We start from the raw sequence: 23,093 nt of genomic DNA on the forward strand, positions 1-23,093 counted from the left end.
TCAGTCCTCGCGGCGCTCGCCGAGATTCTGGCGCGTGAATTGCGGGGTCGCCAGCGTCCCGCGGCGCTTCCGGAACGACCGGTAGAGGCCGATGCCGACCGCGGCCGTGAACGCGGCCATGACGCCCGCTGCGACGAGGTCCGCCTCCACGTACAGTAATGCGGTCGTCGGCACGCTCGTCGCGAACACGAGGCCGAGCACGACCCGGCGCGCCAGCCGGTCGACGACACCGTCGCTGTCCTCGAGGTCCGCGCGCACGTGGAAGTCCTCACGCTCCACGCGATCGAGCGCGGACTCCAGTTTCGGCGGAATTCGGACTGCCGACTGCGCCGAGCGTTGGAACTGGTCGGCGGTCTCCTCGGCGAACTGCCGGACCGACTCCTCGCGGTAGCCCTGCTCGGTGAGATACTCCGTCGCCACCGAGATGAAGTCGAACTCGGGGTCCAGGGTGACGCAGACGCCCTCCACGACGGTCGCGACCCGCAGCACGAGCGCGAGATTCGACGGGAGGCGCAGCGGGAACTCGTAGATGGTGTCCTCGACCTGGCCGACGATTTGCTGGACGCGGTACGTCTCGATGTCCTCCCCGCGGGCGTCCTGAATCGCGAGCTCCATCACGTCCGCCATCGTCGCGCGGTCGGCCTCCGGGGAGAGCGTCCCCATCTCGATGAGCGCGTCCAGAATGGCGTCGATGTCCTGGTTGGCGACTGCGACGTAGAAGTCCACGATCTTCCCTTGGACGAACTCGTCGACCCGCCCGCTCATCCCGAAGTCGTAGAACACCACCGAGCCGTTGTCGCGGACCGCGAGGTTCCCCGGGTGGGGGTCGGCGTGGAAGACGCCGTCCTCGATTATCATCTGGAGGTACGCGCGCTCGACGGTCTCTGCGACCTGCGAGCGGTCGACACCCCGGCGGTCCAATTCCTGAACGTTCGAGATCTTCGTGCCCGGGATATACTCCATCGTGAGCACGCGGTTGCTGGAGTGGGTTCCGTAGACCGCCGGAATCACGACGTCGGAATCGTTCGCGAAGTTGCCGCGAATCTCGGTGAGCATCTCCGCCTCGCGGGCGTAGTCCATCTCCTCGCGGATGGTCTTCGCGAACTCGTCGGCGAGGTTCTGGAGGCTGAACGCCCGCGACTCCCCGACGAACCGCGCGACGATCGGGAGCGTCCACCGAATCACGCGGAGGTCCGCCTCCACGAGGTCCTCGATGTCCGGCCGCCGCACCTTCACCGCGACCTCGTCGCCGTCCACCTTAGCGGTGTACACCTGGCCGAGACTCGCGCCGCTGATGGCGTCCGTGTCGAAGTCGTCGAAGCGCTCGTCGACGGGCCCGAGTTCGTCCTCGAGGACGACGCGCGCATCCTCCCAGTCCGCGGGCGGCACGCGGTCCTGGAGGTCCGCCAGCACGTCCACGTACTCCGGCGGGAGCACGTCCGGCCGCGTCGACAACAACTGCCCGAGTTTGATGAACGTCGGCCCGAGGGTCAACAGCGAGTCCAGCAGCCGGCGAGCGCGCGCCACCCGCATTTCCGTCGTGACCCGGCGCTGCCCGCCGAACAACACGAACCGCCGGCGGTCGCGCAAGTACCCCCACACGAGCGGGAAGAACTGCCAGACGACGACGGCGAACCGCCGGTACGCCTTGAGCACCGCCACTCGTCTACCCCTCGATGGGGACGCTGTGGCTGTCGGTGCCGCGCTTCGGCAGCCGAACGTCGAGCACGCCGTCCTCGACGCTCGCGGACGCGCCCTCGTCGGTGGCGTCTGGCGGCAGCGGGAGTTCCAATTCGAGGAACAGCGACCGCTCCTCGCTGCGGTAGTCGAACTCTGCAGGCACGTCCTTCTCGCGGCGCGCGTCCACCGCGAGCGTGCGACCCTCCACGCGGACGTCCACGGTGTCGCCCGTCGCGCCCGGAACGTCCACGACGAAGGCGTACGCGTCGTCACTCTCTAAGACGTCGACGAACACGGAATCGGGCAGGCTCCCCAGCGCTTCGCGCAAGCGGGACATGCTCGGGCGTTGGGTCGGCGCAGCGTTAAACCCGGTGGTCGTCGGCGGGAACGACCGCGAAAACGGAGCAGACCGTCCACGATGGACGGGCGCACTCGCGGCGGGGGACGTCCGCGAGGGCGCGAAACCGGCTGTGCTTCGACACACCGGATGGCGTCCTGACAGACTCTGACGTGGACCACGCCGGTGGGGGGAATCGCGTGGCCCGACCGCGTCGCCGGCGGCGAGAGGGGGATGTGGGGGAGTGCAGCCGGCGACGCACCGTGACGCTCAGTGTGCCCTGACCGGCGGCGAACGTCTGCCGCCACTCGACTCGTAGACCGCCGGGGTATTCAACGATGCAGTCGCTCGCCCCGGATTAGCGACGGTTAAGCCGAATTAAGCGCGGTTTTCCGGTTACTGGGCGGGTTCGTGGGGTGGTTCGGTTGTCGGGGTGGGTGCGCTAGGGTGTTCACGGGTCGGCCGCGTCGGTCGCGGGTCGCTTCGCTCCCCGCTCGCATCAACGCGGCGCGCCAGAGGCACGCCGCGCAGCCTTTACCCCTACCCCAACCCAACAGACGCTCATGACCGAACACGACCGGCACGACGCCGGCTTCAAGGAACGAACACGCGTCGAGGCCGCGCGCGAGCGGCTGCTCGACCGGGTCGCGGTCCACGACCGCACCGAGCGCGTCGCGCTCGAAGACGCGGACGGGCGGACCGTCGCGACCGCGGTCACCGCCGAGCGGGACGTCCCACACTACCGGCGCGCGGCGATGGACGGGTTCGCGGTGCGCGCCGAGGACACGTTCGGCGCGAGCGACCGGTCGCCGGCTATCCTCCGCGAGGACGGGGCCGAGCGCGTGCACACGGGGAGCGCGGTCCCGGAGTGGGCGGACGCGGTCGTGATGATCGAGCAGACCGACACCGCTGACGGCGACGTCGAAGTGTTCTCCGCAGTTGGCGAGGGTGAGAACGTCGCACCAGTCGGGGAGGACGTCGAATCGGGCGACCGGCTCTACGAGCCCGGGCACCGCCTCCGGCCCTCTGACCTCGGGCTGCTGAAGTCCGTCGGACTGCGCGAGGTCGAAGTGTACGAACGCCCAGACGTCGCCGTCGTCCCGACCGGCGAGGAACTCGTGCAGGACGACCCCGAGCCCGGCGAGGTCGTGGAGACGAACGGGCTCACGGTCTCGCGACTTGTGAAGCGCTGGGGGGCGAGCGCGCGCTACGAGGACGTCGTGACAGACGACGAGACGGCGCTCGCGGACGCCATCAAGGCGAACGTCGACGCGGACGTCGTCGTGACCACCGGCGGGTCCTCGGTCGGCGAGCGCGACCTTATCCCGGAAGTCGTTGACGACCTCGGCGAGGTGTTCGTCCACGGCGTCGCACTCCGGCCCGGCCACCCAGTCGCACTCGGCGAAGTCGCGGGGACGCCGGTCGTGATGCTCCCCGGCTACCCCGTCGCGTGCATCGTGAACGCCGTGCAGTTCCTGCGACCCGCGGTGAAGCGCGTCGGCGGAATGCCCCTCGACGACCTGCCAAGCGTGCAGGCGCGCCTGGATGGGAAGATTCGCTCCGAACCGGGCGTCCGGACGTTCGCGCGGGTCCGCCTCCGGGAGTCGGACGGCGAGCGCGTCGCGGAGCCGGTGAGCGCGAGCGGGAGCGGCGTGCTCTCCAGCGTCGCGCTCGCGGACGGCTGGGTCGTCGTCCCCGAGCAGACGGAGGGCATCGACGCCGGCGAGACAGTCGCCGTCGAAAACTGGGAGGCGCACCGATGAGCGACCGCAAGCAGTTCCGCGACCTCGCGAGTCCCGAGGAAGCCCGCGAGGTCATCGCCGGCCTCGACCTCTCGCCGGGCGTCGAACGCGTGGACTTGGACGACGCGGACGGCCGCGTGCTCGCGGACCGCATCGACGCCCGCCTCGACGTGCCGGGGTTCGACCGCGCGAAAGTCGACGGCTACGCGCTCCGCGCCGCGGACACGTTCGGCGCGAGCGAGACCGACCCCGTCGAAGTGGAGTGCGTCGGCGACATCCATGCGGGGAGCGAGCCCGACGTCAGCGTCGGAGACGGGGAGTGCGCGGAGATTTCGACGGGCGCGCCCGTACCGCCCGGCGCGGACGCCGTAGTGATGGTCGAGCGGACGGCGCGAGACGGAGACACAGTCACCGTTAGAACCTCGCTCGCGCCCGGCGACGGCGTGATGGTCGCGGGCGCGGACGTGGCGGCTGGCGACCGCGTGCTCGGCCCGGGGACGCTTTTGACGTCCCGCGAAGTCGGGCTGCTCGCGGCGCTCGGCGTCGAGAGCGTGCCGGTGCGCGCGAAGCCGCGTGTGGGCATCGTCTCTACGGGTGACGAACTCGTCCGGCCGGGCGGCGAGGTGAGCCACCGCGCGGGCCAGATTTACGACGTGAACAGTTACTCCATCGCCGCTGCGGTGCGGGACGCGGGCGGCGAACCCGTACTCTACCCGCACGCGGGCGACGACTACGAGGAACTGGAGCGCGTGCTCCGCGACGCCGCGGACGACTGCGACCTCGTGCTCTCCTCTGGGTCGACCTCGGCGAGCGCGGTCGACGTCGTCTATCAGGTCGTCGAGGAGCGTGGCGAACTCCTCCTGCACGGCGTCAGCGTCAAACCCGGGAAGCCGATGCTACTCGGCGAAATGGGCGGGTCGGCGTACGTCGGCTTGCCGGGCTACCCGGTGTCCGCGCTCACCATCTTCCGCGCGTTCGTCGCACCCAAAATCCGAGATGCAGCAGGCCTCCCCGAACCGCGCTCGGCGACCGTCGAGGGGCAGATGGCAGTACGCGAGCGATACGCGGAGGGGCGCACGCGCCTGATGCCCGCGGGCCTCGTGGAGTCCGGGGATGGCGAGACGCTCGTCTACCCCGTGGACAAGGGCTCGGGTGCGACCACGAGCCTCGTGGAGGCCGACGGTACTGTGACCGTGGACGCCGACACGGAGTACCTCGACGAGGGCGAGACCGTCGAAGTCGAGTTGTTCTCGCCGGACGTCCGCCCGCCGTCGGTGTTCGCCGTCGGCGAGCGCGACCCCGGGTTCGACCGCGTGCTCGACCGGCTCTCGAACCCGCGGTTCCTCGGACTCGGCTCCCGCGAGGGCGCGCGCCGCCTCCGGAACGGCGTACCGGACGTCGCCGTGACGACCGACGGACGTGGTGAAGGCGAGAAACTCGCGTCGTGGACGCGCGAGTGGGGGCTCGTCGTCCCCGCGGGCAACCCGCTCGCCGTCTCCGGCATCGCGGACCTCGTGGATTCGGACGTGACGCTGTCGAACCGCACCGGCGCGAGCGGGCTGCGCGACGCGTTCGACGACGCGCTCGCCGAATTGGCCGACGAGCGGGACAGCGACCGCCGTACGCTCGCAGAGAACGTCGACGGCTACGAGCGCGAGACGAAAGGCACGGAGAGCCCGGCACGAGCAGTGTTGGAGGGCGACGCCGACGCCGGGCTCGCGCTGCGCGCGACGGCGGACCGCCTCGGCCTCGAATTCGTGCCGGTCGGCGAGCAGACGGTGCGCGCGCTCGCGAACCCCGAGCGCGTCGAGAAAGCCGGCGTGCAGGAACTCGCGGACGTGCTCGACGATTTGGAGGCCGTGCTCGCGGACCTCGCGGGCTACGAGGCTTAGTCCGCGCTCCGGGGCGCGAGGAAGAGGTCGTCGAAGGACTCGACGCGGTGGTCGCCGAGCACGCAGTGCCCCCGCTTGTGCGGGTCGTGGCGCTCGACGTGGACGCCGTCCAGTCCGGCGTTGCGGGCGGCCCCGACGTCGCTCTCTGCGTCGCCGACGTAGACGCCGTCGTGGTCCGGGCTCGCGTCGAGGTCGGCGAGCGCGAGCTCGATGGGGCGTGGGTCGGGCTTCCAGCCGGTGTCGTCGTCGCAGCAGACCACGACGTCGAACCAGTCGCCGATGTCGAGGCTGTCCATCACCGGCTCGGTGAGGAACTCCGCGCAGTGCGTGACCACGCCCACGGGCCCGTCGAGGTCCGCGACCTGCGCGGCGTCGTCGTAGAGGTACGTCGCCTCCGCGCGTGCGGTCGGGTCCTCGACGTCGTGGAACGCGTCCCAGAACGCCGACGGCTCGAACCCCCACTCGCGGAGCTGGGCGTCCCGCGAGCCGCCCAGGCCGTGCCACAGCACTTCCGCCTGGTAGTCCGAGAACTCGTGGCCGACCCGGTCGCCGACGCGGTCGAACACCTCGCGGGTGTACGACCACTCGGTGTCCACGAGCGTGCCGTCGAGGTCGAACAGCCAGACGTCGTAGTTGGAGGGCTGCATCAGACCGGAGCGTAAGGGACGCCCTGACAAGTGTTTTGCCCCGGTGTGTCAGTCCTCGACTTCCACGGAACTGCCGAGGTACTTGTTGAGCACCTCGGGCGTGCTGTCGGCCTTGAACAGGTCGAGGTGCGCGCTAATCTCTTCTTTGAGCGCGTCGTAGTACTCGCGGTCGGTTTCGAGCGCACGATACTCCACGGCGTCGACGGGGACGCCGAGCGCGTCCTTCGTCAGTTCCCGGAAGTGGTCGTGGTCGCCGATGTCGCCACGCCAGAGGTTGTCCCGGAAGAACAGCCAGCCGGGCTCGCCGGGCTCGGCGGCGACGCGTTCCATGCGCGTCTCGAAGACCTGCGGGTCGACGCGCACCTCGTAGTCGGGGTCGAGGCGGAACCGCACCGCGAACACGTACTGCGCGTCCATCCTACCGGAGGTCGTTGCAGAGCTCCGCGAGTTCGATGTCCTGTGTCGTGATACCGCCCGCCTCGTGGCTCGTGAACCGCACCTCGACTTCCTCGTAGCGAATCCGAATCTCGGGGTGGTGGAACTGCTCCTCGGCGAGTTCGCCGACCTCGGAGGCGAACGCCACGCCCTTCAGGTAGTCGTCGAACTCGTAGATGCGCACGATTTCGTCGCCGTCGCGCTCCCATCCCTCGGGGAGTCGTTCCTCGACTTGGTCGTCGGAGAGGAGTTCTGCCATGGTCGTGCCGTCGCACGCCAGTCACATAATCGTACCCGCCGACACAGCGAAGGACCCGCGCGACGACCCAGTGACTGATGGACGCGAACTGGTCGTTGACAGTCACCACCGTGGTCGGCGTCGTGCTCGTCCTCGCAGTCGCGGTCGCCGCGAACGCCGCCGGCCTCACGGGCACAGTGGCGCTACTGCCGCCGCTGGCTGCCGGGATAATCATCGCCGCAGGAATCAGACTCGGGTACGCTTAGTCCTCGGACTCGGCGGGCGTCGCCTCGCCGGCGGGCGCGTCGAACGGCATTCCGTCCTCGAAGTCCGGGTCGAACAGCTCCAGCGCGGTCGCGATGGTCGACCAGTCGTCCTCCTCGGCGGCGTCCCGCAGGCTCTTCGTCGGTGCCGCCAGGAGTTGGCTGACCAGCGCGTCGGCCATCGACTCGAGGACTTCGCGCTCCTCCTCGGAGACTTCGCCCTCCGCGGCCTCCAGTTTCGAGACCGCCGTCGAGACCTCGCGGGCCTTCAGACGGTCGGCGCTCTCGTACATGCGCGCGATGACCTCGTCGGCGCGCTTGCGCTTGTACTGGGCGAGCAGCCGCTGGAACTCCGCTTCCAGCATCGCCTCGACCTCGCGGGCGGCGTCCTCGCGCTGCTCGCGCGTGGACTCCGTGACCGCGTGGAGGTCGTCGAGGTCGTGGACGGACACTGCGTCGAGAGCAGATGCGCCCGGCGCGACGTCCCGCGGCTGCGCGAGGTCCACGACCACTGTCTCGCCGGCGTCGGCGAGTTCGGCTTCGTCGAGGACGTGGTCCGGGCTGCTGGTCGCGGTGACGACGACGTCCGCGGCGTCGGCATGCTCGGCTGCGTCGGCCAGCGACGCAGTCTCGGTGTCGGCGTCGACGGCGTCGGCGACGCGGTCGGCGCGGGCGGTCGTCCGGTTGGCGACGACGACGCGGTCGACGCCCGAACTCGCGAACGCCTTCGCCGCGAGCGCGCCCATCTCGCCGGCCCCGACGACCAGCGCGGTCGCGCCGTCGACGTCGACCTCGTCCTCGACGAGGCGGACGGCCGCGCTCCCGAGCGACGTGACGCCCTCGTTGATTGCGGTCTCGGTGCGCGCGCGCTCCCCGACGTGGATGGCCTTCGTCACCGCCTGCCGGAGCACGTGCCCGATTGCGCCGGCGTCCTGGGCGGTGTCGTAGGCGTCGCGCACCTGGCCGAGAATCTGATCCTCGCCCACCACGAGGGATTCGAGGCCGGCGGCGACCCGGAGGAGGTGGCGCAGGCTCTCCTCGTGCCCCATCGCGACCGCGCCCTCCGTCGCCGGGTCGAACCCGGCGGCGGCCAGCGCGCGGCGGCCGTCCCGCGGTTCGTCCGCGACGACGTACGCTTCCGACCGGTGGCACGTCTGAATCACGAACGCTTCCTCGACGGCCGGCTCGACGAGCAGCGCGTCGAGGGCGTCCGCTTCGCTGTCCGCACTCGCGGCCTCCAGCTCCGAGAGGGAGGCCGACTCGTGGGAGACGCGCACGCCCGAGACGACACCTGTGTTTCCGTTCACGTGGACCACTCTGAGTTCCCCACGACGTCGGCGACGACGTCGTCGGCTGTTTGCCGGGCGTTTGTCCCACCAGTACGTAAAGCCTTCCAAACCGGCCCCGACCGCACCACCGCCCGGACCGCGTTCCGGCGGGTTTCGGGGTCGACCTCGGCCGCTCGTAACTCCGTGCGGAGGTCGGCCGTCAACTCGGCCATCGCGCCGGCGCCGGCGAGTTCGTCTTCCAGTTGCTCGCGGAGGTACTTCGAGAGCGCGGGGCTCGCGCCGCCCGTCGCGACGGCAACCGCGACCGGGTCGTCGCGAATCGTCGCGGGGACGACGACGCTGTCGGCGTCCCTGCCGCCGGATTCGTCCGCGCGGTTCACGAGCGCGCCGGCATCTCGCGCCGCGGCCACGAACGCGTCGTTCACGTCTCTGTCGTTCGTAGCGGCCACCACGAGTGCCGGGGCCGCTCGCGCCACCCAGTCGGCCGCGTCCTCGGGTTCGGGCGCGGTCTGCACACGCTCGGCGTCACCGAAGTCCGCGTCCACGAAGTCGGGACTCAACACGAGCACGTTTGATTCCCGGGCGAACTTCCGAGCCTTCCGCGCGCCGACCGGTCCGCCGCCGACGACGAGCACGGTCTCGTCCGCGAAGTCGTGGAACAGCGGAATCACAGTGCCTTCCTCCGAGTGTGCTCCCGTCGGCCGCTCATGCGGTGTTCGCGTCAGCGCGTTCGGCGAGCCGGATGCCCGTCTTCTTCAGGATGCGCGTCGAGAACAGCGTGTCCCAGTCGTCGTCCTCGACGTCCCAGTACTCGGCCATCACGTCTCGCACCTGCTCGATGCGCTGCTGGCTCTCCTCCTCGCTACGCCCGTGCGTCATCGCGAAGAAGTTGTACTCCCAGACGCCGTCGTGGCGCGGGCGCTCGTAACAGTGTGTCACGAAGTCGAGGCTCGCGACGGCGGGGCCGACCTCCTCCACGAGGTCGTCGGGCACGTCCCAGACGGTCATCCCGTTCTCCGTGTACCCCAGCGAGTAGTGGTTCGGGATGACGCCGACGCGCCGGACCTTCCCCTCCTCGTTGAACCGCCGCAGCGTCTCCACGACCCAGTCGGTCTCCTGGCCGATTTCCTCGGCGACCGCCTGGTAGGGCGTCTCCACGATGGGAAGGCCATCCTGGACTTCCAGCACGAGGTCGCGCTCGGCGGGCGTGAGCGTGTCGCGGTCGGTCGGGTCCGGCGTCGGCCCGAGGTGCGAGAGGTCCACGTCACCGTCCGAAATGGGGCCGTCCACGAGGAACTTCGCCTCCACACGGAACTCCTGTTGCTTCGGGAGGTTGTACGTCGGCTGACCGGTCTCCTCCTCGATATCCGCCAACACGTCCTCGACGCGCTCGTCGTCGGCGACCGACACGACGAACCACATGTTCAGGTGTGGGTGCTCGCGCTCGTAGTTGTGCGCGACCTCCCGGTAACTGTTGACGACATCGGCGATTTCCTCGAACTCGTCCTCGGGCGCGTGCATCGCGACTAGCGACGCGTTCCCGCCGATTTCCTCGGCGTTGATGAGCGCGCCGAACCGCGTCAGCACGTCCTCGTCGTCGAGGCGGCGCACGCGGTCGAGCAGGCCCGCCGGCTCAATGTCCACGCCCCGCGACCGGAGCGCGTGCGCCGCCGGCTCGAAGGGCCGGTGCACGACCGGGAACCCCCCCTGGAACGCGTTCAGTACCGCGCGGTCCCGGTCGTCGAGGTCCGCGATATTCATAGCCACTACTGAGGGAGCGCGAACCATAAACGACCCGACTCACACCGCGGACTGGGAACCGTGAATTACAGATACAGCCCGTGAGTCGGCAACGCAGAGAATCAGCGCGGGCGGCTCGCAGCTGTCCCGGAGTTAGCCCTCGAAGCCGTCCTCGGTGATGCCGACCACGCGTTCGACGCCGTCGAGGGCGCGAATGTCGTCGAGTACGGCGTCGTGCTCGCCGGTCGCTTTCCAGTACAGCACGAGGTCGAACGTACCCTCGCGGAGCAGCTGCTGGCACTCCCAGACGAAGTCGTCGCCGTCGAGGGTGAGCCCCTGGTGCTGGTTCACGCCGAACTCGTCGCTGTCGTTGCCCGAGTAGACGTACGTGTCGCCGACGTCGGCGTGCTCGGCGACCGCGCTGCCGGCGTCGAGGGTGAGCTGGTGGAGCAGGCTCTCCGCGCTGGAGTCGTAGGTGGTGTGGACGACCGCGCCCGCGAGCTCGATGTCGCCGGGCTGCAGGAGTTCGACCGTCTCCCGGTAGAGGTCCTCGTTGACCGTCTCGCTCATGGCCGAGACGACACACCTACGAGCCATACGTGTGGCGGTTCGCCGCCGCAGCCCCCGGTCGCGCGCGAGCAGAAGGCTGATACGTACGACCGTCGTCAACTCGCGTGATGCGAGACTGGCTCCGTTCGGTCCTGAACGCCGGCTACGAGCGCGTCCTTCGCCATGAGGTCGACGGCGCGCCTGCGCACGTCGCCGTCATCCAGGACGGCAACCGGCGGTACGCCCGCGAACGGGGCAAGGACGCCACCGAGGGCCACAGCGAGGGGGCCGAGACCACGGAGAACATCCTCGACTGGTGTGCCGAAATCGGCGTCGAGGAACTCACGCTGTACGCGTTCTCCACGGAGAACTTCGACCGCCCCGAGGCGGAACGCCAGCACCTCTTCGACCTCCTCACCGAGAAGTTCCGGGAGTTCGCGGACGCCGACCGCGTCCACGACCAGGGCGTCCGGATTCGCGCCATCGGCGAGACCGACATGCTCCCCGAGCGCGTGCGGGACGCCATCGAGTACGCCGACCGCCGCACCGTCGGCTACGACGACTTCACGCTGAACATCGCGGTCGCGTACGGCGGCCGCGCGGAACTGCTGGGCGCTGCGCGCGGCGTCGCCGAGGCGGTCGCGGACGGCGACCTCGACCCCGAGGACGTGGACGTCGCGGAAATCGAGGACCGCCTGGAGACGAGTCCCGTCCGCGACGTCGACCTCATCGTGCGCACGGGCGGCGACGAGCGCACGTCGAACTTCCTGCCGTGGCACGCCAACGGCAGTGAGGCCGCCGCGTTCTTCTGCACGCCGTACTGGCCGGAGTTCTCGAAGACCGACTTCCTGCGCGCCGTCCGCACGTACGAGTCCCGAGAAGCGTCGTGGCGGCGGACGCGAGCGGAGCGCGCCCTCGCGCTCGTTCGCGCGCTCGGCAGCGAAGTCGGGGAGGCGCGGCGCATCCTCGACCGTCTCCGGGACCACCTCCCGAACCCGCCCGAAGACGTCGAGGCGGAGGGGCAGTCCGCGGACTGATTCGGCTCAGTGACCGAACCGCCGCTGCCGGTTCTCGTAGTCCAATACCGCGCGCAGGTAGTCGCGTTTGCGGAAGTCCCGCCAGTTGACGTCCGTGAAGTACAGTTCCGAGTAGACGGACTGCCAAATCATGAAGTCGGAGAGGCGCTCGGCGCCGGTCTTGATGACGAGGTCGGGCTCCTCGGGGAAGACGAGTTCCGACTCGACGACCTCCTCGTCGACGTCTTCGGGCTCCATCTCGCCGGCTTCGACGGCTTCCGCGACGTTCCGGACGGCGGTCGCGAACTCCTGTTTGCCGCCGTGGCCGACGCTCACCTGAATCGGGGCGTCCGCGCGCTGGTCGTCTTCCGGCCCGCGAACGGCGACCTCGCGGGGCGCGGAGACGCGCGCGAGTTCGCGTTCGAGCGTCGGGACGGCGGCCTCGTCGAGGACGCTCACGTAGACCGTGACGCGGTCGGCGCCGTAGTCGAACGCCCACCCGAAGAAGTCCGCGAGCGTGTCGTACGCGCCGGCTTCGAGGAGGTCACGCTCCGTGATGACGAGCGCGACGTGGTCGGGCGCGTCGGCGTCGTGGCGGCGCACGCGGAGCGCGAGGTAGCGGTCGTAGAGGCCCACACCGTCGTCTCCGCCGTCGCGGCTCAAAACCTTGCGGGTCTGCGGGCGTGGCGACCCTTTTACCGGCGGGCAGCGGGTGTCGCGGTTCCCGGTTCGGGGAAGTTAAGTACGGTCCCGGGTAACCCACGACGGACGTGAACTGGAGTCTCCGGCGCGCCGCGGCGTTCGCGCTCGTGGCGTCGCTCTCGCTGCTCGCGCCGTTGCTCGGCCGGGCAGCGGCCGCCCCGTTCGTGCTCGTCGCCGCGGCAGCCGCCGTCGTCCCCGAGGGCTGGCTGTTCGAGGTGTTCTCGACGCCGCGCGACCGCCGCGAGGGACGGCTGTGGACGCTCGTCGGATTCTCGCTCGCAGCCGCCGGTCTCGGTCTGCTCGTGCCGCTGTTCGAGGTGCCGGTGGGCGTGTTCGTCGCGAGCGTGCTCGTCGTCGGCTACGGCGACCTCGGCCGGCGGCTCGTCCTCGCTGCCCGGGAGAGCCGCGCGCTCTCGATGGTCGGCTTCGTCGTGCTGGGCGCGCTCGCGGCGCTGGCCGGGCAGAGCGTCATCGCGGCGCTCGCCAGCCAGCCGGTCGTCACCCCGACGCACGTGTTCCTCGCAGCGAGCGGCGCGCTCGCCGCGGGAATTCTGCGGTCGGTGTTTATCGGCCGTGACGACCCGGTCGTGCTCGTGACGGTCGCGCTCCTCCTGTGGCTGTTCGCCGTACTCGCGCCGTTCGCCGACGTCTCGGCGGCGACCGCGTGGGAGCGCGTCGTCGTCGCGCTCGTCGTCACCTCTGGGTTCGGCTACGTCTCCTACGCCCTGGACGCGACCTCGGTCGCCGGGATGCTGACGGGCGTGCTCCTCGGACTGCTCGCGGTCGTGCTCGGCGACTACGGCTGGTTCGTGGTACTCATCGCGTTCTTCGCCATCGGCAGCCTCACGACGAAGTTCCGCTACGACCAGAAACTCGAACGCGGCGTCGCCGAGGACAACGAGGGCGCCCGCGGCACCGGGAACGTGCTCGGGAACTCCGCGGCCGCGCTCGTCGCGCTGCTGTTGTACGCCGCGCACGCACACGTGCCCCTGTCGGACCTCGCGTACCAGTTCGCCTACGCTGGCGCCGTCGCTACCGCGCTGGCGGACACGCTCTCCAGTGAGGTCGGCGGGCTCTTCGACACGCCGCGGCTCGTGACGACGTTCGAGCGCGTCGAACCCGGGACCGACGGTGCGGTGACGTGGCAGGGCGAAGTCGCGGGGCTCGCGGGCGCGGGCCTCATCGCCGCCATCTGCGTCGCCGTCTTCGGGTTTGGGCTCGCGGGCGCCGGCGTCGTGGTCGCTGCGGGCTTCGTCGGGATGACTGCGGACAGCGTCGCCGGCGCGGTCATCGAGGGCGACGTCGTCGGCAATCAGGGTGTGAACTTCCTCGCGACGCTCTCCGGTGGCATCGCTGGCGGCGCGCTCGCGCTGCTGGTCGGTCTCGCCTAATTACTCCAGAATCAGTAGTCGTCGGCGGTGTGGACGCGCACGCCGGCGGGCTGTTTGACGAAGTCGCCAGCGCTGGTGCCGACGAGTTTCGCGACGCCCCGCTGGGCGGCCACATCGAGGAGCCGCTGCGTGATGGGGCCGTCGAGGACGACGACCCGCGGCACCGTCGTCGCGGAATCCAGCGTCTCCATCGCCTCGTCCGCGTCGGCTTCCACGAGAACGTCGAGGTCGTCGCCGAGCAGCCGGACGGTCCCAGAGCCGACGACCTCGTCGACGTGGTCGCCGACGGTCTTCGAGACGGGTTCGGGTGGCTCCGTGGGGGACTCGGGTTCGGTCTGCACCTTGCTCGCCGTCGACGAGGTCGAAGCGGGCGCGGGCGTCGCGCTGCCGTCGGTCGCCGCGGTCGCTTCGTCGGCCGTGACCGATTCGACGACGGACGCTGGTGTTCCGCCAACCACGTCGTCGGCGGCCGTCGCGTCCGCGACTGCGGGCTCGTCCCGCTGTGTCTCCTCGGACTCGTCCGCGTCGTCGGGGTCGCTCACGAGCGTCGCGGAGTCCGCCGGCGTCTTCTCGCGGAGTGCGACGTCGACGGCCCCCCGAGAGAGGTCCTCGACGGACTCCCCGTCGGGCGGTCGCGCGACGTAGTCGAGGTCGCCGACCTGCCGGAGTTCCCGGAGGATGAGGTCGCCGCCGCGGTCCGCGTCGAGGAACGCGGTCGCGGTGCGCTCGTGCGTGAGGTCCGCAACGGCGTCGGGGACGTTCGTCCCCTCGACAGCGATAGCGTTCTTGATGCCGTACTCGAGGAGGTTGACGACGTCAGCCCGTCCTTCGACGACGAGGACGGCGTCGCTCGTGGCGACGTGCGGGCCCGCTGGCAGGCCCTCGTACTCCGTGACGTCCTCGACGCGGACGCTCTCGCGGACCTCGCGGAGAATGTCCTCGGAGTCGATTGCGCCCTCGTCGAACGCCGACGCGAGGAGTTCCTTCGCGCGGTCAACGATTTCCCGGCGCTTGGCGGCGCGAACGTCCTCGATGCGCTCGACTTCGACCTGCGCGCGACACGGGCCGATGCGCTCGACGGCCTCCAGGGCCGCCGCGAGCGTCGCCGTCTCGACGCGGTCGAGACTCGACGCGATGGTGATGGTGCCGAAGGACTGGCCGCCCTCGCTGTCGACGGAGACGTCGATGCGGCCGAGTTTCGCGGAGTCCTGCAGGTCACGGATGTCGAGGTCGTCGCCCAGCAGGCCCTCGGTCTGCCCGAAGGCGGCACCGACTACGTCGGTGCGCTCGACGACCCCGTCGGCGACGAAGTCCGCGTGGATGAGGTACTTCGCGGTGTCCTCCATCAGTATTGTGCTCTCCTAGAAGTATGGAGGCGTGCGGGAAATAGCTGTCGCGACGGCGACCAGCGCCGCTGTCTGCCGCCGAACGACGGTTTCGGCAACAGAGGGAACACGCTCGGCTGGGCGAATCGCCCTCGTCGAGAGTGTGACGCGACACGTCCGCGAATAGGAGAAAAATTTTCTATGAAGTGTTCTTCGGAGGTTTTCAGTAACACTTAACCCAGATAGGTAGACACCTAGCAGTAACATGCCATCACGTTCGGCACTCGGTTGGGGAATCGTCTTCGTCGTGCTCGTCGCACTCGCCATTCCGTGGTTCCTGTGGAACGACGCCTCGATGGTCGCCGGCCTGCCCGTCTGGGTGTGGTGGCACGTCGGCTGGATGGTCGTCACCGCGGCGGCGTTCGCCGCGTTCGCGCGCCGCGACTGGGGGACGTTCGCGGGGGTGGCGAAATGAGCGCACTACTCGAAATCAGCATCGTCGCGGCGTACATGCTGGTCGCGCTCGCGGTCGGCGCGGTCGCGTACCGCGTCACTGACCGCACCGCCGAGGACTACTACCTCGCGGGCCGCGGACTCGGTACTGGGGTGTTGCTGTTCACGACGTTCGCCACCCTCCTCTCGGCGTTCACGTTCTTCGGCGGCCCGAACACCGCGTTCTCCGCGGGGCCGGAGTGGATTCTCGTGATGGGGCTGATGGACGGCGTCCTCTTCGGCCTCCTGTGGTACCTGCTGGGTTACCGCCAGTGGCTGCTCGGCCGCGCGCACGGCTACGTCACGCTCGGCGAGATGCTCGGCGACCGCTTCGGCTCGAAGACGCTGCGGGGGCTGGTCGCCGCGGTCAGCATCTTCTGGCTGTTCCCGTACGTGATGCTCCAACAGGTCGGCGCCGGCACCGCGCTCGAAGCGCTCACTGATGGAGTGGTCCCGTACTGGGCGGGCGCGGGCTTCATCACGCTGTTCATGATCGCGTACGTCGTGCTGTCCGGGATGCGCGGCGTCGCGTGGACGGACACCCTCCAGGGCGTGTTCATGCTGTCGATGGTGTGGCTCGCGTTCGCGTGGATTGCGAGCGCGCTCGCCGCCGAACCCGGCGGCATCGGCGCGGCGATGCCCACGGAGTTCCGCGCGCTCGGCGGCGGCGTCTACTCGCCGCAGTGGATGCTCTCGCAGGCCGTCGGCATCGCGTTCGGCGTGACGATGTTCCCGCAGGTGAACCAGCGCTTCTTCGTCGGGAAGTCCGAGAAAGTGCTCAAGCGCACGTTCGCGCTCTGGCCCGTGCTCGTCGTGCTCCTGTTCGTCCCGGCGTTCCTGCTCGGGTCGTGGGCGCAGGGCGTCGGCCTCGCGATGCCAGACGGCGGGAACATCCTCCCCGTGCTGCTCGCGGAGTACACGCCCGGCTGGTTCGCCGCACTCGTCGTCGCCGGCGCGCTCGCCGCGATGATGAGCTCATCGGACTCGATGCTGCTCTCGGGCGCGTCGTACTTCACGCGCGACCTCTACCGGCCGTTCGTGAACGCCGACGCCAGCGAAGGCTACGAGAACAAACTGGGGCGAATCGGCGTCGTCGTCTTCGCCTCCGCGACGTTCGTCGCGAGCCTGTTCACGCCCGGCACGCTCGTCTCCATCGGGGAGACGGCGTTCGGCGGGTTCGCCCAACTCGCGCTCCCGGTCGGCGTCGCGCTCTACTGGCGCAACACCACGCGCTCGGGGATGCTCGCGGGCGTCGGCGGCAGCCAACTGTTTTACCTCGTGACGGTGTTCGGCCCGACTTTGTACGTCGGCGGCGTCCCCGTGTTCGCGGACGCCTACTGGGGCTGGCTCCCCTCGGTCGTCGGCATGGCTATCGGGCTCGTGCTCACGGTCGGCGTCTCCGCAATGACCGCGCAGGCCACCAGCGAGGACACGAGCGTCTACTTCGAGGCGGCGGACTGACTACCAGTCGGCGAGGCGCTCGGCGACCCACTCGCGGTGCTCGCGGAGGCGCTGTTCGCCCGCTTCCGTGAGCAGGAGGCGGTCGTGGACGCCGTCCGGTTCGCGCTCGACGAACCCCGCGTCTTCGAGTTTCCGCACTGCGCCGTTGAACCGCTTCGGTCGGATGCGCTCGTCGTTCTTCCGCTCGATGGCGCGCTTGACGGACTGCTGGGTGGGGTCGCCCTCGCTGGCGACGACCACGCAGACGTCGCGGCGCAGCCCCGACGACAACCACTTGCTCATGGCCGCGTGTTCGCGCGAGCCGAAGAAACCGCTGACGGTCGCCGCGTTCGAGTGGTTTACCGGAAGTCCACGCTGCCGAGGAGGTAGCCACCGAACGCGAGCACCCACGCGAGTCCGAGGTACGCGACCCAGCGCTCTAATCCACCGATACCGAGCGGCGTCGCGTCGGCCAGCGCCACGAACGCGACGAATGCAATCAACTCCGCGACGCCGAGCACGATGGAGACGTACCGCATCGGCCCGCGGACGGTCGCTGCGGCTGCGAGCGCGCTGAGGCTGAGGCCGCCGAACGCGACGAACGCCGCGACGAAGTGCGGGACGCCGGTCTGGGACGGAAACACACCGACCCCCACGATGCCGACGCCAGCGACCGCGAAGATGCCCGGAAACAGCGGTCGGTCGTACACCGCCCGGAGCGCGTACGCGGCGAACATCACCAGCAGGCCATCAACGACCATTGTCCCGTTGAACACCGCCTGTGAGGCCGGCGGTGCGCCCGCCGCGCCGAGCGCACTAATCGTCTGGTCGGCCGCACTGTACCCCGGATAGAGCACTTCCGCGGTGACGAAACCCAGCACCGTGAGTACGCCGCCGACGACGAGTGCCGTGCCAGCGAGAGTGCGAGCGCGACCAGCGTCCATGCTCGTCGCATCGGCGTCGTCCGGCAAGTAAGTACGCCCCGCCACGGTAGCCTTTTCAGCGGGATTCCCCAAGACTCGGGCATGCAGACGCACGTCGTCCCGGTCGGCTTCGACTACGACCGGCTCATCGCGCCGCTCGTGCGCGAACAGCTCTCCGTCGACCGCGTCGTCCTCCTGGAGGGTGCGGTCGGCAGCGAGGCGAACGTCGAGTACAGCCAGCGCATCTCCCAGAAGCTCGAAGACGACTTCCGGAACCTCCTCGGCGCCGAGACCGAGCGCGTCTCCGTCGTCGACGTCTACGACTACGACGCCGCCTTCGAGCAGGCGTTCGACCTCATCGAGGACGAACTCGACGCCGACCCCGAGGGCGAAGTCTGGGTGAACATCGCGTCGATGCCCCGCACCGTCTCGTTCGCGTTCGCCATCGCCGCCCACTCCATCATGGTCGAGCGCCCCGAGGACCGCGAGCGCATCCACACCTACTACACGGCCCCCGAGAAGTACCTCGAAACCGAACTCGCGGAGGAACTGCGCGCGAGCGCCGACCTCCTCGAAGCCGTCGCGGACGGCGATGTCGACGAGAGCGACGTGCGCGACCAACTCGACGACGCCCGCGACCTGCTCGCGGAGTTCGACGAGCGCGGCACCACCATCGGCGCGAAGGAAATCGACGGCAGCCACGTCGTCGAACTCCCCGTCGCCTCCTTCTCGAACGTCAAACCCTTCGAGGAACTCATCCTGTTCACGCTCGGCGAACACGGCGAATTCGACTCCGTCAGCGACCTCGCGAAGACCCTCGCCGCCGAACTCAACGAGGAGTACACGGACAGTTTCCGGTCGAAAGTCACCTACACCGTCGACAAACTCGGCCCCGGCGGCAAGGGATACGTCGAACGCGAGGAGCACGGGAAGTCCTACCGGACGCGGCTCTCGCGCATCGGCGAGCTCTGGGTTCGCGCGCACCAAAACGACGACTAGGTCGAACGGTGCGTCTGGTCGGGCGCGCTGCTAACTGCTTCTTCGCTACTCACTGAAAGCCCTCGGCCCGCTCGCGGTCGCTCGCTCGCTGCGCGCTTCGTTCGCTGCGCTCACTGCAGGTGCTTGCGTCGCGAGACGACCACGCGAACGCGAGCGCGCCTCGCCCTTTCAATCCACCAGGGGCCGGTTGCTCGGGCTGCTACAGTCCGAATCCAATGTGGTCCTCGGGCGGCGAAATCGGGCTCTTCGGCGGTTCTTCGGGGAGTTCGGGGTCGTTGTAGGAACCGGGCGCGACGTCGTTCGGGCCGGCGGGGTAGAAGAGGCCGGCGAGTTCCTGAATCTGGCCGCGACCGACCGAGAGTTCGAACTGGCCGCCGCCGTAGAGCGCGACGTCGTGCTCGAACGCCCAGTCGAGCGTCTCGAAGAGGGATTCGAGCGTGCCGAACCGGGACGGTTTGACGTTCAGCCAGCGCACGTCGAACGGCGTGTCGAGCACGTCGTCGAGGCCGTGAATCGGAGCGTCCCACGCGACGCGGTCGGCGTGGTCGGCGACGACGTCGCGCGTGGCGTCCGTGACCGCGGGGTCCTCGACGGTGGCGTCGGGGAACGTCTCGAAGACGCGCTCGTAGAGGCCGGGGTCCGGGGCCTGGTCGACGTCGGTGCCCTCGTAGTGGCCCTTCAGGTCGAGCACGCGGACGGCGGCGGTGTCGGCGAGGTAGTCGAACGTCTCGTCGGGCCAGTCAGTCGTCGGGTCGAGTTTGAATTCGGCGTCCGGGTAGCGCGACAGTAAGGTCTCAACGCGCGAGGTATCGCCCTCGGGGAGCCGGCTACTGACAACGAAGCGCACGGGGTCGAGCGTCCGGTCGAGGCGGTCGGCGAGCGTCTCTCCCGCTTGCCGGAGCGCGAGGTCGAGCGCGGCGGCCTCGAACCCCCAGCGGCGGTACTGCTGGAAGGCCTCGCGCGCCGGGTCGTCGACGGGCCAGAGGTCGGTCTCGTCGAGGACTGTGGAGAACTCTGCGAGCGTGTACTCGCCCGCGAGGTCGAACGCTTCACCCTCGGGTGTTTCCGTCTCGTGTTCCTGGAGTGCGTCGTGGTGGACGGCTTCGTAGGTGACGTCCTCGCCACGCCCCGTCTCGCCGGCGCCCGAGAGCGAGACGACCGTGGTGGCACGCGTGAACGCAGGCGTCTCGCGTTCCACGCGGTCGAGGGTGACGGCCTCGACTGTCAGCGGGAGGTCGGCAATCGTGTCGTACATGGCTGGACGGACGACGGCAGGCGGGAAAAAGCCAGCAGGAACTCAGTCCGCGAGCCGGGATTCGAGCGTCTTCACGCGCGTGGCGAGCGCGAGGAACGTCGCGAGGAGCGTGAGCGCGACCGCAGCGGCCGCGGCGAGGTCGTGGGCGGGAATCGAGTGGCCGACGCCCGCGACGACTTCCGCGCGCAGGAGCGTGTGGTGCGGGCCGCCCGCCACGCTGACGAAGTAGTCCACGACGTCGTTGAAGCCGTACCACGCCGCGGCGACGGCGACCGCACCCACGGAGAACTTGGCGTAGCGGTGAATCACGAACGCCTCGACGGCCATCCCGAGGTGGCTGAGGACGAGGAACCAGTACATAACCCACCAGAGATCGCCCTGGCCGTTCACGACGAGCTGGACGAACGGCGTCCACAGCCCGAGTTTGATGCAGCCGAAGAAGGCCAGCGCGTGCAGCCAGTCGGCGTCGACATCGAGCTTGTACGCGGCCAAGGACAGCCCGATAAACAGCGTCGCGACGGGGCTGTCCGGGACGACCGGCCACGCCAGCATTGGCGTGGCTTCGAACTGCACGCGGTAGTACCAGAACCCGAACGCGGTGCCCGCGAGGTTAATGGCGACGATGACCCACGCCAATCGGAGCGCGAGGTCCTCCAGCCAGTCGGGCAGCGGCGCGAGATACCACGGGAGGTCCGACCGGGACGGCAGCGACATATCCGAGAGCGTCGCGGGACCGCCGCATAGACTTGACGGAAACCGAATCCGGCTACCGGCCGAACAGCCGCTCGAGGATGCTGCGGTCGGTCGCGCGCTCCGCGAGAATCATCGACGTGTCGATATCCTGGACGATGTCGTAGTGGAGCGCGTTCTGGGCGAGGCGCGCGAGCAAGCCCTGGGAGGTCGCGCCAATCAGAAGGAGGGTGTGGTCGCCGCACTCGTTGGCGATGGCGGTCTCGACGTTGCCGGAGTCGTCGACGCGGAACGTCGCGTCTTCGAGGCCGTGTTCGGCCGCCCAGTCGGCGAGGAACTGTTCGCCGGCCTCGTGGTCGTCGGGGCTGTCGACGACCCGGAGGAGCGTGACCTCCGAGCCGGCGGTCTGCCGGAGGATGCGCGCGACCTCCGCGTTCAGGTCGGCGTGGGGGTTGTCCGCGACCGGGAGCAGGATGCGGGAGGCGTCGAGCCCGCGGTCCCTGAACACGAGTACGTCCGACGGCAGCCGGTTCGTGAGTTCGTCAAGCGGGCGCTCTGCGCGGCCGTTCGACCAGAGGCGGTCGTCGCCCCACCCCATCACCATGAGGTCGGCGCGCTTGCGCTTCGCGACGTCGAACAGTTCCTCGAACGAGCGATGCGAGACCACCGTCGACGTCTCGCAAGGGACGTCGTAGCCCGCCGCGCGCTCGCGGAGGTCGGCCATCAGCTCGTCGGAGTCCTCGACGATGCGCTCGTGCTGGTCGACTCGGTAGCCGCGCGGCGTGCGGTCGGGCATCTGGACAATGTGAACGATGTGGACGCTCGCGCCGGGCTTCCGGCTGGCGAGCGTGTACGCGAGGTCCACGAGGTTGGTCTCCGTGCGGGGGTTCGATATCGGGACGACGATGCGGTACTCGTCGGCTTCCGCGAGTGCCTCCTCGCTCGTGTGGTCGATGAGGGGCACGTACGACCGGCCGACGAGACCGCCGAACACCCACTCGCGGATGGAGAGCTGACGGTCGGAGCCCTCGAAGCGCGCGGACGCGAGTCGGTGTTCGGTCGTCTGGAAGTAGTTGACGACGGTGACGAGCACGACGCCGCCGATGGTGTTCCCGAGCAACACGGGGAGCACGAATTCCCAGAGGCCGGTCGTCATCGACAGCGACCCCTGGAAGACGAGGTACATCATCTCCGTGAACGAGACGACGGAGTGGTAGAGGCCGCCGAGCGGAATCGCGAGGAACGCGATGTAGACGACGACCATCCGGGAGATAGTGTCGCGGGCGGCGTACTCCACCCAGACGACGCCGGCGACGACGAGGCCAGCGAATGCGGCCTTCGAGAAGAGGCTCCACCACGGCGTCGAGACGCCCTTCTCGCCGAGGTACACCGCGACTTCGGCGGCCTCCGGGGAGATGACGCCGCCGAACGCGAGCGCGGCCGCGCCGAGCGCGCCGCCGAGGAAGTTCCCCGCGAGCACGACCGACCAGTTGCGCAACAGCGCGGGGATGCTGGCGAGGCGCTCCAAGGTCAGCGCGACCGGTGGGAGCGTGTTCTCGGTGTAGAGCTGGTAGCCGCCGATGATGATGTAGATGAAGCCCAGCGGGTACAGCAGCGCGCTCAGGATGGGGTCGCCGCCCGTCGTCGCGGTCAGCGAGACGTACAGCATGAACGTAATCGTAATCGCGAAGCCGGCCGCGAGCGCGCTGAAGAACAGTTCGCGGCTGCCCGAGGTAATCTCCTCGTCGGCGGCCGCGATGATGCGCTGGAAGATTTCGTTCGACGTGAAGCGGTCGCGGACGACCGAGCCGACTGCGGGCGCGCCGCTGCGCGAACGCTCGATTGCCTCGCGGACCGACTCCTCGGGGTCGGGTGCGTCCGGCGACGCCAAGTCCACGTCCGTGTCCCCCTCGGGCGGATGCTGGGAGTCGGGCGTGGGTGGCGCGTCCGAATCGTCTCCGTCAGCCATTACCGGTGCGTCGGCGGGGTCGCCCTAATCGTTTGCCATCACAGTACCCGGTGGCCGCCGCCACAGCGGGCGTTCCGCA

24 protein-coding genes are annotated in these 23,093 nt (G+C 69.3%); 8 read left to right on the top strand and 16 right to left on the bottom strand.

Going from position 1 to position 23,093, the window contains the following annotated elements:
- Together LPA46_RS15805 and LPA46_RS15810 are read right to left on the bottom strand one after the other, a co-directional pair.
- Entirely contained in the window at nucleotides 1-1,662 is a 1,662-nt protein-coding gene (locus LPA46_RS15805) for an ABC1 kinase family protein (RefSeq protein ID WP_230893319.1), read from the bottom strand.
- 4 nt (nucleotides 1,663-1,666) lie between these two features.
- Nucleotides 1,667-2,017: an Hsp20/alpha crystallin family protein gene (locus LPA46_RS15810; RefSeq protein ID WP_230889208.1), complete on the bottom strand. Its 351-nt coding sequence runs from the start codon at nucleotides 2,015-2,017 to the stop codon at nucleotides 1,667-1,669.
- Between the two features lie 563 nt (nucleotides 2,018-2,580).
- Here LPA46_RS15810 and LPA46_RS15815 point away from each other — a divergent pair.
- Nucleotides 2,581-3,780, top strand: coding sequence for a molybdopterin molybdotransferase MoeA (locus LPA46_RS15815; protein WP_230893320.1), 1,200 nt, complete (start codon nucleotides 2,581-2,583; stop codon nucleotides 3,778-3,780).
- Entirely contained in the window at nucleotides 3,777-5,651 is a 1,875-nt protein-coding gene (locus tag LPA46_RS15820; protein WP_230893321.1) for a molybdopterin biosynthesis protein, read from the top strand. Before LPA46_RS15815 ends, LPA46_RS15820 begins: the two co-directional genes overlap by 4 nt.
- On the opposite strand, the gene LPA46_RS15825 is transcribed toward LPA46_RS15820, so the two are convergent.
- From LPA46_RS15825 to LPA46_RS15835, 3 genes are read right to left on the bottom strand one after another with little or no spacing between them, the layout of a single operon-like run.
- Nucleotides 5,648-6,298: an HAD family hydrolase gene (locus tag LPA46_RS15825; RefSeq protein ID WP_230893322.1), complete on the bottom strand. Its 651-nt coding sequence runs from the start codon at nucleotides 6,296-6,298 to the stop codon at nucleotides 5,648-5,650. The two genes, LPA46_RS15820 and LPA46_RS15825, sit on opposite strands and share 4 nt — an antisense overlap.
- Before the next feature lie 48 nt (nucleotides 6,299-6,346).
- The gene (gene lwrS / locus LPA46_RS15830; RefSeq protein ID WP_230893323.1) at nucleotides 6,347-6,715 is read right to left on the bottom strand and encodes an LWR-salt protein; all 369 of its coding nucleotides are present in this window, start codon (nucleotides 6,713-6,715) and stop codon (nucleotides 6,347-6,349) included.
- 1 nt (nucleotide 6,716) lies between these two features.
- The gene (locus tag LPA46_RS15835; protein ID WP_230893324.1) at nucleotides 6,717-6,992 is read right to left on the bottom strand and encodes a 4a-hydroxytetrahydrobiopterin dehydratase; all 276 of its coding nucleotides are present in this window, start codon (nucleotides 6,990-6,992) and stop codon (nucleotides 6,717-6,719) included.
- A gap of 77 nt (nucleotides 6,993-7,069) precedes the next feature.
- On the opposite strand from LPA46_RS15835, the gene LPA46_RS15840 reads away from it, so the two are divergent.
- Nucleotides 7,070-7,237: a hypothetical protein gene (locus LPA46_RS15840; RefSeq protein ID WP_230893325.1), complete on the top strand. Its 168-nt coding sequence runs from the start codon at nucleotides 7,070-7,072 to the stop codon at nucleotides 7,235-7,237.
- Here the strand turns inward: LPA46_RS15840 and hemA are convergent.
- The 4 genes from hemA to LPA46_RS15860 form a co-directional block, all read right to left on the bottom strand.
- Nucleotides 7,234-8,541: a glutamyl-tRNA reductase gene (gene hemA / locus LPA46_RS15845; protein ID WP_230893326.1), complete on the bottom strand. Its 1,308-nt coding sequence runs from the start codon at nucleotides 8,539-8,541 to the stop codon at nucleotides 7,234-7,236. The genes LPA46_RS15840 and hemA overlap by 4 nt on opposite strands.
- Entirely contained in the window at nucleotides 8,538-9,194 is a 657-nt protein-coding gene (locus LPA46_RS15850) for a precorrin-2 dehydrogenase/sirohydrochlorin ferrochelatase family protein (RefSeq protein ID WP_230893327.1), read from the bottom strand. The genes hemA and LPA46_RS15850 overlap by 4 nt, the downstream gene beginning before the upstream one ends.
- Nucleotides 9,195-9,228: 34 nt before the next feature.
- Nucleotides 9,229-10,284: a siroheme decarboxylase subunit beta gene (gene ahbB, locus LPA46_RS15855; protein ID WP_230893328.1), complete on the bottom strand. Its 1,056-nt coding sequence runs from the start codon at nucleotides 10,282-10,284 to the stop codon at nucleotides 9,229-9,231.
- 132 nt (nucleotides 10,285-10,416) lie between these two features.
- Complete coding sequence (locus LPA46_RS15860) at nucleotides 10,417-10,833, bottom strand: DUF5778 family protein (RefSeq protein ID WP_230893329.1); 417 nt, start codon at nucleotides 10,831-10,833, stop codon at nucleotides 10,417-10,419.
- 107 nt (nucleotides 10,834-10,940) lie between these two features.
- Here LPA46_RS15860 and uppS point away from each other — a divergent pair, with 107 nt between their 5' ends.
- Nucleotides 10,941-11,849: a polyprenyl diphosphate synthase gene (gene uppS / locus LPA46_RS15865; protein ID WP_230893330.1), complete on the top strand. Its 909-nt coding sequence runs from the start codon at nucleotides 10,941-10,943 to the stop codon at nucleotides 11,847-11,849.
- Nucleotides 11,850-11,855: 6 nt separating this feature from the next.
- Here the strand turns inward: uppS and LPA46_RS15870 are convergent, their stop codons facing one another.
- Nucleotides 11,856-12,464: an undecaprenyl diphosphate synthase family protein gene (locus LPA46_RS15870; protein WP_230893331.1), complete on the bottom strand. Its 609-nt coding sequence runs from the start codon at nucleotides 12,462-12,464 to the stop codon at nucleotides 11,856-11,858.
- 134 nt (nucleotides 12,465-12,598) lie between these two features.
- On the opposite strand from LPA46_RS15870, the gene LPA46_RS15875 reads away from it, so the two are divergent.
- Complete coding sequence (locus LPA46_RS15875) at nucleotides 12,599-13,921, top strand: DUF92 domain-containing protein (RefSeq protein ID WP_230893332.1); 1,323 nt, start codon at nucleotides 12,599-12,601, stop codon at nucleotides 13,919-13,921.
- Between the two features lie 11 nt (nucleotides 13,922-13,932).
- Here LPA46_RS15875 and dnaG read toward each other — a convergent pair whose 3' ends face one another.
- Nucleotides 13,933-15,267, bottom strand: a complete 1,335-nt coding sequence (gene dnaG / locus LPA46_RS15880) for a DNA primase DnaG (RefSeq protein ID WP_230893333.1) — start codon at nucleotides 15,265-15,267, stop codon at nucleotides 13,933-13,935.
- Nucleotides 15,268-15,511: 244 nt separating this feature from the next.
- On the opposite strand from dnaG, the gene LPA46_RS15885 reads away from it, so the two are divergent.
- Both LPA46_RS15885 and LPA46_RS15890 read left to right on the top strand, forming a co-directional pair.
- Nucleotides 15,512-15,721 carry a DUF3311 domain-containing protein gene (locus LPA46_RS15885; protein WP_230889223.1) on the top strand — a complete coding sequence of 70 codons (210 nt, stop codon included), beginning with the start codon at nucleotides 15,512-15,514 and terminating at the stop codon, nucleotides 15,719-15,721.
- Nucleotides 15,718-17,199 carry a sodium:solute symporter family protein gene (locus tag LPA46_RS15890; RefSeq protein ID WP_230893334.1) on the top strand — a complete coding sequence of 494 codons (1,482 nt, stop codon included), beginning with the start codon at nucleotides 15,718-15,720 and terminating at the stop codon, nucleotides 17,197-17,199. The genes LPA46_RS15885 and LPA46_RS15890 overlap by 4 nt, the downstream gene beginning before the upstream one ends.
- On the opposite strand, the gene LPA46_RS15895 is transcribed toward LPA46_RS15890, so the two are convergent.
- Nucleotides 17,200-17,481 (bottom strand): PadR family transcriptional regulator, encoded by a 282-nt coding sequence (locus tag LPA46_RS15895; RefSeq protein ID WP_230893335.1) that lies wholly within the window; start codon nucleotides 17,479-17,481, stop codon nucleotides 17,200-17,202.
- A 56-nt stretch (nucleotides 17,482-17,537) separates the two neighbouring features.
- Nucleotides 17,538-18,149, bottom strand: coding sequence for a DUF998 domain-containing protein (locus LPA46_RS15900; RefSeq protein WP_230893336.1), 612 nt, complete (start codon nucleotides 18,147-18,149; stop codon nucleotides 17,538-17,540).
- Between the two features lie 54 nt (nucleotides 18,150-18,203).
- On the opposite strand from LPA46_RS15900, the gene LPA46_RS15905 reads away from it, so the two are divergent.
- Nucleotides 18,204-19,100, top strand: coding sequence for an HFX_2341 family transcriptional regulator (locus LPA46_RS15905; protein WP_230889227.1), 897 nt, complete (start codon nucleotides 18,204-18,206; stop codon nucleotides 19,098-19,100).
- 199 nt (nucleotides 19,101-19,299) lie between these two features.
- Here the strand turns inward: LPA46_RS15905 and LPA46_RS15910 are convergent, their stop codons facing one another.
- Genes LPA46_RS15910 through LPA46_RS15920 form a run of 3 tightly spaced genes read right to left on the bottom strand, consistent with a single transcriptional unit; the run spans nucleotide 19,300 to nucleotide 22,936 of the window.
- Nucleotides 19,300-20,355, bottom strand: coding sequence for a hypothetical protein (locus tag LPA46_RS15910; RefSeq protein ID WP_230893337.1), 1,056 nt, complete (start codon nucleotides 20,353-20,355; stop codon nucleotides 19,300-19,302).
- Nucleotides 20,356-20,397: 42 nt separating this feature from the next.
- Entirely contained in the window at nucleotides 20,398-21,069 is a 672-nt protein-coding gene (locus LPA46_RS15915) for a DUF1405 domain-containing protein (protein WP_230893338.1), read from the bottom strand.
- A gap of 52 nt (nucleotides 21,070-21,121) precedes the next feature.
- On the bottom strand, nucleotides 21,122-22,936 hold the full coding sequence (locus tag LPA46_RS15920) for a formate/nitrite transporter family protein (RefSeq protein ID WP_230893388.1): 1,815 nt from the start codon (nucleotides 22,934-22,936) through the stop codon (nucleotides 21,122-21,124).
- Nucleotides 22,937-23,093: the final 157 nt, after the last annotated feature.

It is taken from the genome of Halobacterium sp. KA-6, assembly GCF_021029015.1.
In the GTDB taxonomy this organism is placed as follows: Archaea; Halobacteriota; Halobacteria; order Halobacteriales; family Halobacteriaceae; genus Halobacterium.